Source organism: Caloramator sp. CAR-1, assembly GCF_030546345.1.
Taxonomy (GTDB): domain Bacteria; phylum Bacillota; class Clostridia; order Clostridiales; family Caloramatoraceae; genus Caloramator; species Caloramator australicus.
Map to the genome: position 1 here is coordinate 23734 of NZ_JAUONW010000029.1, position 14451 is coordinate 38184.

General features: G+C 33.7%; 12 protein-coding genes and 2 pseudogenes. 13 read left to right on the forward strand and 1 reads right to left on the reverse strand.

All coding sequences use genetic code 11. The annotated features are described in order from the left end of the window. Position 1 precedes the first annotated feature (1 nt). From Q3V94_RS08675 to Q3V94_RS08695, 5 genes are all read left to right on the forward strand, one after another. Complete coding sequence (locus Q3V94_RS08675) at positions 2–961, forward strand: substrate-binding domain-containing protein (protein WP_303526914.1); 960 nt, start codon at positions 2–4, stop codon at positions 959–961. A gap of 44 nt (positions 962–1005) precedes the next feature. Then, positions 1006–2514 carry a sugar ABC transporter ATP-binding protein gene (locus tag Q3V94_RS08680; protein ID WP_303526917.1) on the forward strand — a complete coding sequence of 503 codons (1509 nt, stop codon included), beginning with the start codon at positions 1006–1008 and terminating at the stop codon, positions 2512–2514. Between the two features lie 106 nt (positions 2515–2620). Next, positions 2621–3448 carry an ABC transporter permease gene (locus Q3V94_RS08685; RefSeq protein WP_303526919.1) on the forward strand — a complete coding sequence of 276 codons (828 nt, stop codon included), beginning with the start codon at positions 2621–2623 and terminating at the stop codon, positions 3446–3448. Between the two features lie 10 nt (positions 3449–3458). Continuing rightward, a complete protein-coding gene (locus Q3V94_RS08690; RefSeq protein WP_303526921.1) occupies positions 3459–4385 on the forward strand; it encodes a sugar phosphate isomerase/epimerase in 927 nt (308 codons plus the stop codon). Between the two features lie 5 nt (positions 4386–4390). Beyond that, positions 4391–5425, forward strand: a complete 1035-nt coding sequence (locus Q3V94_RS08695) for a Gfo/Idh/MocA family protein (protein WP_303526923.1) — start codon at positions 4391–4393, stop codon at positions 5423–5425. A 131-nt stretch (positions 5426–5556) separates the two neighbouring features. Here Q3V94_RS08695 and Q3V94_RS08700 read toward each other — a convergent pair whose 3' ends face one another. Continuing rightward, positions 5557–5784 carry a hypothetical protein gene (locus tag Q3V94_RS08700; protein ID WP_274766187.1) on the reverse strand — a complete coding sequence of 76 codons (228 nt, stop codon included), beginning with the start codon at positions 5782–5784 and terminating at the stop codon, positions 5557–5559. Positions 5785–5932: 148 nt separating this feature from the next. On the opposite strand from Q3V94_RS08700, the gene Q3V94_RS08705 reads away from it, so the two are divergent. From Q3V94_RS08705 to gatC, 8 genes and pseudogenes are all read left to right on the forward strand, one after another. Continuing rightward, positions 5933–6559 carry a lytic transglycosylase domain-containing protein gene (locus Q3V94_RS08705; protein ID WP_303526926.1) on the forward strand — a complete coding sequence of 209 codons (627 nt, stop codon included), beginning with the start codon at positions 5933–5935 and terminating at the stop codon, positions 6557–6559. 22 nt (positions 6560–6581) lie between these two features. Beyond that, positions 6582–7940: a patatin-like phospholipase family protein gene (locus tag Q3V94_RS08710; protein WP_303526929.1), complete on the forward strand. Its 1359-nt coding sequence runs from the start codon at positions 6582–6584 to the stop codon at positions 7938–7940. A gap of 78 nt (positions 7941–8018) precedes the next feature. Further along, a complete protein-coding gene (locus Q3V94_RS08715; RefSeq protein WP_303526931.1) occupies positions 8019–8753 on the forward strand; it encodes a pseudouridine synthase in 735 nt (244 codons plus the stop codon). Between the two features lie 74 nt (positions 8754–8827). After that, positions 8828–10636 (forward strand): annotated as a pseudogene (locus Q3V94_RS08720) (UvrD-helicase domain-containing protein); the annotation flags it as partial. A 99-nt stretch (positions 10637–10735) separates the two neighbouring features. Next, positions 10736–11716 (forward strand): annotated as a pseudogene (locus Q3V94_RS08725) (ATP-dependent helicase); the annotation flags it as partial. Between the two features lie 84 nt (positions 11717–11800). Further along, on the forward strand, positions 11801–12091 hold the full coding sequence (locus tag Q3V94_RS13690; protein WP_274766180.1) for a hypothetical protein: 291 nt from the start codon (positions 11801–11803) through the stop codon (positions 12089–12091). Between the two features lie 10 nt (positions 12092–12101). Beyond that, positions 12102–14099 carry an NAD-dependent DNA ligase LigA gene (gene ligA, locus Q3V94_RS08730; RefSeq protein WP_303526934.1) on the forward strand — a complete coding sequence of 666 codons (1998 nt, stop codon included), beginning with the start codon at positions 12102–12104 and terminating at the stop codon, positions 14097–14099. Positions 14100–14159: 60 nt separating this feature from the next. Beyond that, on the forward strand, positions 14160–14447 hold the full coding sequence (gatC, locus tag Q3V94_RS08735) for an Asp-tRNA(Asn)/Glu-tRNA(Gln) amidotransferase subunit GatC (RefSeq protein ID WP_008909121.1): 288 nt from the start codon (positions 14160–14162) through the stop codon (positions 14445–14447). Positions 14448–14451: the final 4 nt, after the last annotated feature.

Here is a 14451-nt window from a genome sequence, read left to right on the forward strand (position 1 = left end):
TATGAAAAAATTTAGTTGGATTTCCTGGCTAATCGTTTTAACTTTAATTTTTTCTTTATTTATAGGATGTAATAAAAAAACTACGACGGATGTTTCTACTAAAAAAATAGTTCTAGGTATGTCATTCCCAGCAGCAGATCATGGATGGCTTGGTGCAATAATAAAAAATGCTGAAGACGAAGCAAAGGCCCAGGGGGTCGAATACATTATAACTACAGCAGATAATCCTAATAAACAAACTAGTGACATTGAAGATTTAATAACTAAAAAGGTGGATGCTATTGTAATGCTACCTATCGAATCAGCAGCATTAACACCTGTTGCAGAAAAGATAATTAAGGCTAATATACCTTTAGTTGTAGTTGACAGAGAAATATTAAGCGACAATTTTACAGCATTAGTTAAAGGCGACAATAAAGGAATAGGAATCAATGCAGGTAAGTATATCGCTAAAGTTCTTAATGGTAAAGGAAAAGTTGTGGAAATAACTGGTGTTCCATGCTCAGTAACAACACTAAGAAGTGAAGGATTTAGAGAAGCATTAAAGGATTATCCTGATATTGAAATTATAGCAAGTCAATCTGGGGATTTTCAAAAGGAAAAATCATTATATGTAATGCAAAATATACTTCAAGCAAACCCACATATAGATGCAGTATATACCCATGATGATGAAATGGCTCTTGGAGTTTTACAAGCAATAAAGGAAGCAAAAAGAAATGATATAAAGGTTGTAACAGGTGCAGGTGGTCATAAAGATGTATATAAATTGATTAAGGATGGCGATCCATTAATGCAAGCGACATTTATATATTCACCTTTAATGGTAAAAGATGGTGTTAGATGGGCAATTGATATAGTGAAAGGAAACAAGCCTACTGATAAAATAAAGGTATTGGAAGCTACCCAGGTAACTAAAGAAAATGTTGATCAATATTATGATCCTAACGCTAATTATTAATACTTCGGGCCTTTGCCCGAAGTATTTTAAAAAGAGGTGAATATATGCAGGATTATATACTCCAAATGAAGGGAATAAAGAAATCTTTTAATAATACAAAGGCTTTAAAAGGCGTAGATCTTTATGTAAAAAAAGGAGAAATTCACGCTTTAGTAGGAGAAAATGGTGCGGGAAAATCAACTCTAATGAACATTTTAGGTGGTGTATTATCTCAGGATGATGGTGAAATTTATTTTGAAGGGAAAAAAATTCAATTTATTACTCCGAAACTTGCAAGTCATTTAGGCATTAGCTTTATTCATCAAGAGCTAAATTTGATTAATGATTTAAAGGTATATGAAAATCTGTTTTTAGGAAAGGAAATTAAAAATAAGTTTGGCTTTCTTAAGGTAAATGAAATGATTAAAAAAACTAAAGATGTCCTAAATTTACTAAATGTTGATATCGATGCAGAATATTATGTAAGAGATCTTGATATATCATCAAAGCAAATTGTTGAAATAGCTAAAGCAATATTATATGAGGCAAAATTAATAATAATGGACGAACCCACTACTTCTTTAACTGATATAGAAATAAAAAATCTTTTTAAAATAATGATAGCCTTAAAAAATAAAGGTGTATCAATCATTTTTATATCCCATAAGTTAAAGGAAGTATTTGAAATTTGTGATAGTTATACTGTGTTAAAGGATGGATTGGTTACCGGTTTTGGCGATATTAAGTGCATAGACGAGAATTTGATAACAAAACTTATGGTAGGTAAAGAAATATCAGAAAAAAATTTTTTTATCCAGGGGCAATCCATGGAAATAGTTTTAGAGGTAAAAAATCTATCTTGTAAAAAATTTTATAAAAACATAAATTTTAAACTACTGAGGGGGGAAATATTAGGATTTACTGGGCTTTTAGGTGATGGTAGAAGTGAATTGTTTGAAAGCATATTTGGTATCAAAAGATACAATGGTGAAATATTTGTTAAAGGTAAACTTGTAGAAATTACATGTCCACAAAAAGCTTTTTCTGAAAATATAGCCTATATTCCCAAAAATAGAAAAGAAAATGCTATTATTAAAGATATGTCGGTTATTCAGAACATAACTATAAGTTCGTTAAAAAATATAAAAAAAGGATTATTTATTAATAAAAAGTTAGAAAAACAAATAAGTGTTAATAACATAAAAAAATTTAACATTAAAGTTGATGATATAAACAGTAAAATAATAAATTTAAGCGGTGGTAATCAACAAAAAGTTATTATAGCAAGATGGCTTGAAGCAAATGCAGAAATAATAATTTTTGATAATCCAACTCAAGGAATAGATGTAGGCGCAAAGGCAGAAATATATGAAATAATTGCCAATTTAGCTAGGAATGGAAAGGGAATAATAATTTCTACCCCTGAACCCCAAGAAGTGCTAAAAATTTGTGATAGAATTTTTGTAATGTATCATGGAGAAATAGTGGGAATCCTTAATAGAAATCAGGCAAATGAAGAAATAATAATGAAATATGCAACAGGGGTAATAAGAGGTGATGATGGTGATAAATAATTTTATAAGAAAAAAGTTCGAGTATATCTTAAGCGAATATAGTATTATTTTTGCTTTTATAATTATTTTTCTATTTGCATCATTAGCAAATAATAGTTTTATGAGTATGAGAAATTTAATAAATATATTAAGACAAGTTTCAATAATAGGTATAATTTCTTTGGGGATGACTTTAGTTATTATATCAGGCGGAATTGATTTATCTGTAGGTTCTGCTCTTGCATTTATAGGAACTTTATGTATATTAACTTTAAATAAGACAAATAGTATTTTATTATCGATATTAGTTGCTCTTTTATTAGGTGCACTTATAGGATTAATTAATGGTTTTTTAATTACAAAGGGTAAAATTGCACCATTTATTTCAACTCTAGGTATGATGGCAGCTTTACGCTCACTGTCACTTTACATAAATAAAGGTGGAAGTATATCTGGAAATATATACTCTTTTACTAAATTATCAAATGGTGAAATATTTGGAATAGCTTATCCAATAATAATATTTATTGCTTTAACAATTATAATAAATTTACTACTACAAGATACTGCATTTGGAAGATATACGATATCTATAGGTAGTAATGAAAAAGCAGCTCTACTTTCAGCCATTAATGTAGACAAGGTCAAAATTATTATTTATGCATTATGTTCAACATTGGTTTCAATTTCATCAATTATTGAATCTTCAAGGTTAAATTCAATCTCATCAGCAAGTTCTGGTGTTTCATATGAACTTGACGCTATAGCAGCTGTAATTATTGGTGGGACAAGAATGTCTGGCGGTAAAGGCAAAATATTAGGAACTTTTTTTGGAGTTCTTATTTTAGGTATTTTAAACAACACATTGAATCTAATGAATATTTCACCATATCTTCAAGGACTTGTTAAGGGTGTAATTATTATTGTTGCGGTTCTAATTCAGAAAAAAGAATAGGAGGGGTAGTATGAAGTTAGGTTTTTTAAGTGGCTGCCTAGGAAGCATCCCACTAGAAGAAAAGATAAAGTGGGCAAGTAAAATAGGGTTTGATACCATAGAAGTATCGTGTTGGCCATATAATAATACAAGAGATTATTCTGGAACTGACATCGATGTTGAAAATTTTAATGAGGAAAAAGCAAAAAGATTACAGGAAGTTTTAGCCGAAAATAATATGACAATCTCATCCCTTGCATATTATGATAATAATCTTCATGAAGATTTAACTATTCGAAATAATTATATAAATCATCTTAAAAAGGTAATTGATGCAGCAAATCTTCTTGGTGTTGAGCTTGTTGGAACATTTACAGGTAGAAGTATGAATATTACAATCGAAGAAAATTTTAAAGAATTTGAAAGGGTTTTTTCTGAGATATTAAAATATGCAAGTTATAAAAATGTAAAGATTATGATAGAGAATTGCCCAATGCCTGGTTGGAATAAAGATGGATTTGCAGGAACTATTTCTTACTCACCGGAGCTTTGGGATAAAATGTTTGAAATTTTTCCTGAACTTGGTCTGAATTTTGACCCATCACATCTATTATGGTTAAATATAAATTATTTGTATGCATTAGAAAAATATAAAGACAAAATATTTCATATTCATGCCAAGGATGTAATTGTAAATAGAGAAGGCATTGAAAAATATTATGGAATCTATGGTAAACAAATCAATAAAAAAAATGAATGGGATACAGGCTTATTCACATATAAGATGCCAGGTAAAGGCGAAATTGATTGGCACGCATTTTTTGAAATAATTAAAAAAATAGGATACAAAGGAGCTATCAGTATTGAACATGAAGACCCAGAGTATGAAGGAAGTCTAGATAAAATAAAGCAAGGTTTAATTTTAGGATACGAATTTTTATCAAAATTAATGGGGTGATTAATATGTCAATAAAGGTTGCTATAATAGGCTGTGGATCAATTGCCGAATTTAGACATGCACCCGAATACTATGAAAATCCTAATGTAGTAATTGCAGGATTTTACGATAAACATTATGAAAGGGCAGAAAAGCTTGCCAAAAAGTTTGGGGGTAAAGTATATTTAAATTTAGAAGAAATAATGAAGGATGAAACCATTAATGCAATTAGTGATTGCACTTCAAATGAAACTCATGTTCTGGTTTCAACTGAAGCTTTAAATCATGGTAAACATGTTTTATGTGAAAAACCAATAGCCACAACATTGGAGGATGCGGAAAAAATTTTAAATGCCGTTGAGAAATCTAATAAAATTTTTATGGTAGATTATAATCAAAGACTTGCAGATGCACATAAAAAGGCTAAGGAAATATTGAAAACAGGTGAATTAGGGAAGGTATTAACATTTTCCACTACCTTTGGTCATAAAGGACCTGAATATTGGAGTGCAACTAAAGGCAATTCTACATGGTTTTTCAAAAAGAATAGGTCCGTTCTTGGAGTTGCAGCTGATTTAGGTATTCATAAAATTGATCTTTTAAGATACATTCTTGATGATGAATTTGATGAAGTTTTTGCATTTGAGGCTGTTTTGGACAAAAAAGATGAATTTAACAATCCGATAGAGGTATGTGATAATTTTATATGTCTTCTGAAGACAAAAAAAGGAGTCTTAGGAACTGGAACTTTTAGTTGGACATATTATGGAGATGAAGACAATAGTACTATTTTATATTGCCAAAAAGGTATTTTAAAAATATATGATAATCCAGAATTTCCAATAATTATTGATAAAGGCAAAGAAAAAGTTTATTATCGATTAGACTCAATTCAGACAAATGAAAATCAAACAAAAAGTGGAGTTATAGATGAATTTGTAAATTGTATAATAAAAGGAAGCAAGCCATTTGCAACAGTATATGATGGTGTAGCTGCATTAAAAGTAATTATAAAAGCCATGGAATCTGCTAGGACAGGCAATAAAATTAAAATTGTTTGAAATATAAAATTTTCAGGATAAGGAAACATTTTTTTAGTTTAAGTAACCTAAGTATTATATAAATTAAATGAAACAAAATATTTGGAAATATAATTATTTGCCAATATCCGGTTTGGATATTGGCATTAATATTAAAATGGTATATCCATGTCTTTTAGGGGCTTGTTTGGGTGTTCGGGGACGTTTGTTTCATCTAAAAAGTCTTCGATGTCTATGCCGCTTTTAGGTGAGTCGGGCCATAAAAGGGCATTGTTTGTTTTTTCTATTATTGGATAATCAAGTCCGTCGGGAGTGTAAATATCAAGCTCTTTATCGTCGATGTTTTGAAGATCTACATCCTTTTTCCTTGGGCAGGTCATTTTATCACCCCTTTTTGATTTTGGAATAAAATAATGTAAAAATATAAAAATTTTTATATTATTTTGTGTGATTTTTTGGGAAAAAATACAGAAAAAATAAGTAAAAAAACAAAAAACAATGTGCTATAATAAAGTCGAGGTGGTAGCCGTGAGAGTAGATGATGTTGCAAAACTTTTACAGCTTTATATTATGCAAGGGACAGCGTCGACTAGCATTGAAGGGCAAATGCTCTTTCAAACAGTTTTAGAGAATATTTTAAAGTCAAGTTTAAATCAAGAGGGCGTAAAAACAAATGAAGATATGAATAAAAATACATCAAATGAAGATTTTGAAGGAGAAATAGAAGGTTTACAAAAGGGGATCTCGATTGAAGCGGCCATTAAAGAGGCCTCGAGAAAATTTGGGGTTGAGGAGGCCCTCATTAAGGCAGTTATTAAGCAGGAGTCAGGTTTTAATCCAAATGCCATATCAAGGGCAGGTGCAATAGGCCTTATGCAGCTAATGCCTAAGACGGCGGAATCCCTTGGGGTTAATCCCTTTGATCCTGTTGAGAATATTGAAGGCGGAGTTAAATATCTAAAGGGGCTTATAAATAGATTTAACGGCAATAAATATCTTGCCCTTGCTGCATATAACGGTGGAATTGGAAGGATGCAAAAAAGAGGCGTAGATACAGTAGAAGAGATAAATAAAATGCCTGATGAGACTGTAAATTATGTTAAGAAGGTTATGAAATATTACGAGAAATATAAATCTATTGAAGAAAGGGTTTAAGCCTTAAAGAGGGGGATGGAATATGGATGGTTTTGGTCTGGTCCTTGGAGGTGGAGGGGCCAAAGGGGCATATGAAATAGGTGTTTGGAAGGCCCTTAGGGAACTTGATGTCCCTATAAAGGCTGTCACAGGGACTTCTGTTGGTGCTCTAAATGGTGCCATAATAGTTCAAGGAGATTTTGATGTTGCTTATGAACTTTGGACTACGATAAGCATAGAAAATGTAATAAATGTTGAAAAGGAAATTGTGGTAGCTGGGGAAGGCAGTAGAAAGACTATACCTATTATAAATACCATAAAAAATTTAATAACCAACGGAGGACTTGATGTTTCCCCCCTTAAGGAGATGCTAAATAAAGTAATAGATGAGGAAAAGATAAGAAAATCCCCAATAGACCTTGGAATAGTTACCTTCTCCCTTACGGATTTTAAACCCGTTGAGGTTTTTAAGGATGAAATTCCTGAGGGAAAGCTTGTTGATTATCTTCTTGCAAGTGCTTGTTTTCCAGCCTTTAAACCCCACGAGATAGACAATAAAAAGTTTATAGATGGTGGAATTTATGATAATATTCCTTTGAGCTTAATGTTAAAAAAGGATATAAAAAACATAATAACTGTTGATATTTCAGGAGTTGGATTTGTCAAAAGGGTAAATAAAAGGGGAATTAATATAATCGAGATAAAGAACTCTGAGGATCTTGGGGGGACATTAGAATTCGATGGAGAAAGGTCAAAGGAAAATATTGAACTGGGTTATCTTGATACTTTAAGGGTGTTTGGAAAATTAAAAGGACACAAATACTACTTTATTCCAAACAAGGACTTTGAAGAGGGAAAGGAATTTATAAAAAGCCTTGACATAAATTATCTAAAAAGGATGTATGCCTTTTTAGGCCTTGATATAGGTGTTAGAAAAAGTGCAGCAAATAAAATTATTTTGGATAAGATTATAAGGACTATTCAGCAGTATTCAAATGGAAAACTTTCTTTAGAGGGAGTTTTTCCTGCGATGCTTGAAATAGCAGCAGAGCAGCTTGGAATAGAAAGAAAAAGGGTTTATACCCTAAAGGAACTATCCGAGAGAATATTAGAAGAATATAATAAAATTATAGAAAGCGAAAACTATAAAGAAAATATGCCATGGATAAATAGGCTTTTACTTGCAAGGACTCAACTTGAATTTGACAAGGAGCTTTTGAAAAATGCCTTTGATAAAAAATATTTAATATCCTATGATGCTAATATAGAAGAAAAGGATGAAAAGGTAAAAAGGATGAGAAGATTCATTGCTATGGCCTTTCCAAAGATTGCAATATCAAATATGCTAATTGCCCTATTGCTTGAGAGGGAGAATGTTCGAAGGGAAAAGGCGGTGGATTAGTTTGGCAGTTCCTTTGGAATTGCCTTTTTTCTTTTTTGAGGTTAAAATCATATTAATGAAAATGGTGGAGGAGATAGCATGAAAAGAGAAAGGCTTGATAAGATACTTTCAAATTTAGGATATGGAACAAGAAAAGAAGTTAAGATGATGGTAAAGGATGGACTTGTTGAAGTGAATGGAAAATTAGTAAAGGATAGCTCCATCCATGTGGACCCTCAAAAGGATGAAATTTTAGTTGATGGTGAAAAAGTATTTTACAGAGAATTTATATATCTTATGCTCAATAAGCCTAAAGGGGTAATTACGGCTACATACGATGATGTTGAAAAAACCGTCCTTGATCTTATAGACGATGAATACAAGGTGTTTTCCCCATCACCAGTTGGAAGGCTTGATAAGGATACTGAGGGGCTCTTGATTTTAACCAACGACGGTGAACTTAATCATTTTCTTTTATCCCCCAAAAGACACGTTCCAAAGAAATACTACGCAAAGGTTTTAGGAAGGGTAACTGAAGATGATGTTAAAAAGTTTAAAAAAGGGGTAGTCCTTGACGATGGTTATAGGACTTTGCCTTCAGATCTTGAAATTTTAGTTTCAGGCGAAGTTTCTGAAATTGAGCTTGTTATATATGAAGGAAAGTATCATCAGGTAAAAAGGATGTTTGAGGCGGTTGGTAAAAAAGTTATATATTTAAAAAGAATAGAATTTGGCCCATTAAAGCTTGATGAAGATTTAGAATTAGGCGAGTATAGGGAGCTGACGGATGAGGAAGTTGAGCTCTTAAGGGAGGCTGTGAGGTCCAAGGAGTAGCTCTACTTTGTTGTCAATGATTTATGGGGAATGATATAATATTAAGGAATTTTGTTTTAGAGGTGGAAAAGATGCTGGATCTTAGCAAGTTAAATAAGGAACAATATGAGGCGGTAACTACAACAGAAGGCCCCCTTTTGATTTTGGCAGGGGCAGGTTCTGGTAAAACAAGGGTTTTAACCTATAGGATAGCATATTTAATAGAAAGGGGAGTTAGCCCTTATTCAATACTTGCCATAACATTTACAAATAAGGCTGCAGATGAGATGAAGGAAAGGGTAATGTCCCTTGTTGGGGATAAGGCCCAGCACATGTGGATTAGCACCTTCCATTCAGCCTGTGTAAGGATACTTAGAAACGATATAGAAAGATTAGGTTATGGCAAAAATTTTGTAATATACGATACATCTGACCAGGAAAAGATAATAAAACAGGTTTTAAAGGAGCTTAATCTTAGCGAAAAGGTATATCCTCCAAAGGAGATGCTAGGCAAAATAGGAAGCTTAAAGGATCAGTTAATTGATCCAAAAGAATATTTGAGGATGAGTAATGACTTTAGAAGCAAAAAAATAGCTGAAATATATTCCTTATATCAAAGGAAACTTAAAATAAATAATGCCCTTGATTTTGATGATATTATTTTTAAGACAATTGAGCTTTTTAAAAATCACGAAGATGTTTTAAAACATTATCAAAAGAAGTTTAAATATATTCTTGTTGACGAGTATCAGGATACCAACAGGGCTCAGTATGAGCTTGTAAATCTTCTTGCAAAGGAGCACAGAAACCTTTGTGTTGTAGGAGATGATGATCAGTGCCTCATAGAAGGTCAAAGGGTTTCAACGGAAAATGGATTTGTAGAAATTGAAAATATAAAGGAAGGGGATAGGGTTCTTTCTGCTGCAGGTTTTGGGAAGACTACCTTTGGTATTGTAAATAAGATTATTAAAAAGGAATATGAAGGAGTAGTTGTAAAGGTTAAAACAAAGGGCGGAAAAACAATTAAAGCAACTCCTAACCACATTACCTTTGCAAAGATAAACCCAAGTCAGGGAATTTACTATGTATATTTAATGTATAAAAAAGGAAAGGGCTATAGAATAGGTCAAACCCAAGGGGTTCGCTCAAGGGATGGAGAAATAGTAAATGGACTTATGGTAAGGATTAATCAGGAACATGCCGATAAGGTTTGGATACTTAGGATTTGTAAGGATAAAACGGAGGCTTCCTTCTTTGAGCAATACTTTTCAATAAAATATGGAATCCCAACAACAGTATTCAATACTATTGGAAGAAAAATAGCTATGACTCAAGAACAAGTCGATGAGCTTTATGAAAAAATAGATACACACGAAAGAGCAGCAAAGCTTATGGAGGAAAATTTTATATTTGAAGAATATCCTCATCATATTCCTAATGCTGTTATTAGGGGAAACTCTGTAAGGAGGATTATAAACCTGACCTTCTTCTCTGAGTATAGGTTCTATAAAGAAGGTTATCATGGACACAGGATATCACTTAACACAACAGGAGATGATTTAAGAGAAAAATTTAAGGTGAAGGGATTCCCGGTAAGGAATGGCAAAAGAGAAACATGGAGAATAGAAACAGCACGAAAGGAATACGATGAAGCGGAGGATTATGTTAAGAGTATTCAAAAGGAGGATAGCTACTTTGAGGTCCTAAGAAGAGCAAGGCTTACAGAGAACGAAGCCTTTAGGTTTATGCCATTTGCCCACTTAAGGCCTACAATGTCAATTGCAGTAAGGGAAGGGAACAAAATTGTAGAGGACATAATAGAGGAAGTAGAATTTGAAGAATATAAAGGCTTTGTTTTTGATTTATCGGTGGAGCATTTAAGACAGTATGTATGTAGCGATGTAGTCGTTCATAACTCAATTTATGGATGGCGTGGGGCTGATATTAGAAACATCTTAGATTTTGAAAAGGACTTTCCTGAGGCTAAAGTTGTTAAATTAGAGCAAAACTATAGATGCACCAAGAGGATACTTGAAGCAGCAAACTATGTCATTGCAAACAATGAAAACAGAAAGGCGAAAAGGCTATGGACGCAGAATAAACTTGGGGATAATATAAAGTTTTTCAGGGCGGAAACAGATCAAGAAGAGGCAAAGTTTATAGCCTATGAGGTTGAAAAGCTCTTGAGGGACGGTTATTCCCATAGGGATTTTGCTGTTCTTTATAGAACCAACGCTATGTCACGTATTTTAGAAGAGGCCTTTGTAAGGCAGGGAATCCCCTATAGGGTTGTTGGTGCCTTTAAGTTCTACGACAGAAAGGAAATTAAGGATATCATTTCCTATTTAAAATTTATAAACAATCCACAGGATACCCTGAGCCTTGAAAGGATTATAAATACACCCAAAAGGGGCATTGGGGATGCTACTTTAGATAAAATAAGGCAGGCAGCAGAAAGGATGTCCATATCCTTCTTTGATGCCCTTAATAATTTAGCTTTAGTTGGAATATCAGGAAGGGCAGAGTCGGCAATAAGAAAGTTTACGTCCCTGATGAATTACTTTATAAGCATAAAAAATCAAATTAAGGTTTCAGAACTTATAAACGAAATCCTTGAAAAAACAGGATATCTAGATGAGCTTCAAAGGGAGGGCTCCCCTGAGGCGGATGCAAGAATTGAAAACCTAAAGGAACTTTATTCATCTGCAGTTGAATTTGAACAAACTTCGGAGGAAAAAACCCTTGAGGCTTATCTTGAAAGGATATCCCTTGTATCAGACCAAGATACAATAGAAGGAAAAACATCAGTGACATTGATGACACTGCATGCAGCAAAGGGGCTTGAGTTTCCAGTTGTATTTATAGCCGGCATGGAGGATGGAATATTCCCTCATTTTTCAGCCCTTGAGGACGATGATGAAATGGAGGAAGAAAGAAGACTTTGCTATGTTGGAATTACAAGGGCAAAGGAAATATTGTATCTTACATGTGCAAAACAGAGGTTAATTTTTGGAAGGACATCCTTTAATCCGGTATCCTCCTTTATAGATGAAATTCCAGAGGACCTTTTGGAGGATTTATCGAGGAAGACATCAAAGCCATCAAGGTTTATCTATGAAGACCTAAAGCCTAAGACTCAGCTTGCCTATACTGTTGATAGCAAAGTAAAAATTGAGGAGCCTAAAAAGAAAAATAATATTCAAGTTAAGCTTGGCGATAGGGTAAAGCATAAGATATTTGGAATTGGAATCGTGATTGCCATAAAGGATTCTAAAGGAGATCTTCAGGTTACAGTTAGCTTTGAAAAGGCAGGAGTTAAAACTTTACTTTTATCAACAGCACCCCTTGAGGTTGTTTAGGAGGGATAGGATGGAGGATATAAAAAAGAGGATAGAAGAGCTTAGGGAGATTATAGAATATCACAACCATAAATACTATGTTGAGGATAATCCTGAAATAAGCGACTATGAATACGATATGCTGATGAGGGAACTTAAAAAGCTTGAGGAGGAATACCCTGAGTTTAAATCACCAAACTCCCCCACCGAAAGGGTTGGGGGAAAACCCCTTAAAGAATTCCAACAGGTTCAGCATGCTGTCCCAATGCTCTCTTTGCAGGATGTTTTTTCCTTTGAAGAGTTAAAGGATTGGCACAATAGGGTAGTATCGACAGTTGGTGAGGTTGAATATGTGGTGGAATTAAAGATAGATGGACTTTCCGTTTCAATTCTTTATGAAAATGGAGAGCTTGTAAGGGCAGCAACAAGGGGAGATGGAAATATAGGAGAGGATGTTACTCAAAACGTAAAAACCATAAAATCTCTCCCTCTAAGGATCAAGGATAAGAACCTTTTAGAGGTTCGTGGTGAAGTTTATATGCCTAAAAAAGAATTTGAAAGGCTAAATGAAGAGCGTGAAATATTAGAGCTGCCCCTATTTGCAAATCCGAGAAATGCAGCAGCAGGCTCCATAAGGCAGCTTGATCCCAAAATTACAGCAGAGAGAAAACTTGACATATTTATATTCAACATCCAAAGATATTCAGGACCTAAAATTGAAAAGCACAAGGACGGACTTGAATATCTAAAGGAGCTTGGGTTTAAGGTAAGCCCAGTAAGATATGTGTGCAAAGATATAGATGAAGTTATAGAAAAAATTCAACAATTAGGAGAGACAAGGGGAGATCTGCCCTACGATATAGATGGGGTTGTAGTAAAGGTTAATGAGCTTGATAAAAGGGACATATTAGGCCAAACGGCAAAAACCCCGAGATGGGCAGTTGCCTATAAATATCCAGCGGAAAAGAAAAAAACAAAGTTAAAGGATATTATCCTTCAGGTTGGAAGGACCGGGGCTATAACTCCAACTGCAATTTTAGAGCCGGTTAGAATTGCAGGGACGACGGTTTCAAGGGCAACTTTACATAACGAAGACTATATTAGGGAAAAGGATATAAAAATCGGAGATACAGTAATTATCCAAAAGGCAGGGGAAATAATCCCTGAAGTTGTCGAGGTTGTTTTTGAAGAAAGGGATGGAAGCGAAGTTGCCTTTGAAATGCCAAAGAATTGCCCTGTATGCGGCGGTTTGGCTGTAAGGGAGGAAGGAGAGGCAGTTTTAAGATGCACCAATATGTCCTGCCCTGCCCAGATAAAAAGAAGCATAGTTCACTTTGCGTCAAGGGATGCCATGAATATAGAAGGATTAGGTCCACAGGTTGTAAATCTACTTTTAGATAATAACCTTATTAAGGATGCTGCTGACCTTTACTTTTTAAAGGAGGAGGACCTTGTAAATCTTCCAAGGTTTGGGAAAAAGTCTGCTGCAAAGCTAATTCAAGCCATTCAAAAAAGCAAAGAAAATGATTTAGAAAGATTCCTATTTGGACTTGGAATAAGATATGTAGGTTTAAAATCTGCTAAAAATTTAACAAAGCATTTTAAAACCCTTGATAATATAATAAAGGCGGGCATTGAGGATTTAATGCAGGTTGAAGAAATAGGAGAAAAAATTGCAAGAAGCATTTTTGAATTTTTCAAGGAGGAGCATAACCTTGAGCTTATTGAAAAATTCAAACTTGCAGGAGTAAATATGGCTACACTAAAAGAAGGTTCTGCAGCACCTCAAATATTTGAAGGCAAAACGATAGTTGTTACTGGAACTTTAGAAAAATTTACAAGGGATGAAGTAGAATCATTAATTGAAAGGTTAGGTGGAAAGGTTTCGGGAAGCGTTTCTAAAAAAACAAGCTTTGTTTTAGTTGGTGAAAGCCCTGGAAGCAAACTTAAAAAGGCACAGGAACTTAATATAAAGATTGTAAACGAGGCAGAATTTTTAGAAATGATAAAGGAGGCTGAAAATATTTAGAAAAATTCTATATTCTGCTATAATGAATAAAGATAAACTTAAAGGGAAAGGAAGGTTATTATGGCAGTAGATAAAAGTCAAGTTGACTATGTTGCTAAACTTGCAAGGCTTGAGTTTAGCGAAGAGGAAAAGGAAAAGTTCGTAGGGGATTTTAATAAGATTTTGCAGTTTGTTGAAAAGCTTAATGAAATTGATACAGAAAACGTTGAAATAAGCATATCATCATATCCTATGTTTAACGCCTTAAGGGAGGACGAGGTTAAGCCATCCTTGAGCCTTGATGAGGTTCTTTTAAATGCTCCAGATAAAGAAAATGGATACTTTAGGGTTCCTAAAGTTGTTGATTAGGAGG

What these genes read in the sequence shown, in the direction of transcription:
- Q3V94_RS08675 (WP_303526914.1), top strand. Translation starts at nt 2, where the DNA reads ATGAAAAAATTTAGTTGGATTTCCTGGCTAATCGTTTTAACTTTAATT.
- Q3V94_RS08680 (WP_303526917.1), top strand. Translation starts at nt 1,006, where the DNA reads ATGCAGGATTATATACTCCAAATGAAGGGAATAAAGAAATCTTTTAAT.
- Q3V94_RS08685 (WP_303526919.1), top strand. Translation starts at nt 2,621, where the DNA reads ATGAGAAATTTAATAAATATATTAAGACAAGTTTCAATAATAGGTATA.
- Q3V94_RS08690 (WP_303526921.1), top strand. Translation starts at nt 3,459, where the DNA reads ATGAAGTTAGGTTTTTTAAGTGGCTGCCTAGGAAGCATCCCACTAGAA.
- Q3V94_RS08695 (WP_303526923.1), top strand. Translation starts at nt 4,391, where the DNA reads ATGTCAATAAAGGTTGCTATAATAGGCTGTGGATCAATTGCCGAATTT.
- Q3V94_RS08700 (WP_274766187.1), bottom strand. Translation starts at nt 5,784, where the DNA reads ATGACCTGCCCAAGGAAAAAGGATGTAGATCTTCAAAACATCGACGAT.
- Q3V94_RS08710 (WP_303526929.1), top strand. Translation starts at nt 6,582, where the DNA reads ATGGATGGTTTTGGTCTGGTCCTTGGAGGTGGAGGGGCCAAAGGGGCA.
- Q3V94_RS08715 (WP_303526931.1), top strand. Translation starts at nt 8,019, where the DNA reads ATGAAAAGAGAAAGGCTTGATAAGATACTTTCAAATTTAGGATATGGA.
- ligA (WP_303526934.1), top strand. Translation starts at nt 12,102, where the DNA reads ATGGAGGATATAAAAAAGAGGATAGAAGAGCTTAGGGAGATTATAGAA.
- gatC (WP_008909121.1), top strand. Translation starts at nt 14,160, where the DNA reads ATGGCAGTAGATAAAAGTCAAGTTGACTATGTTGCTAAACTTGCAAGG.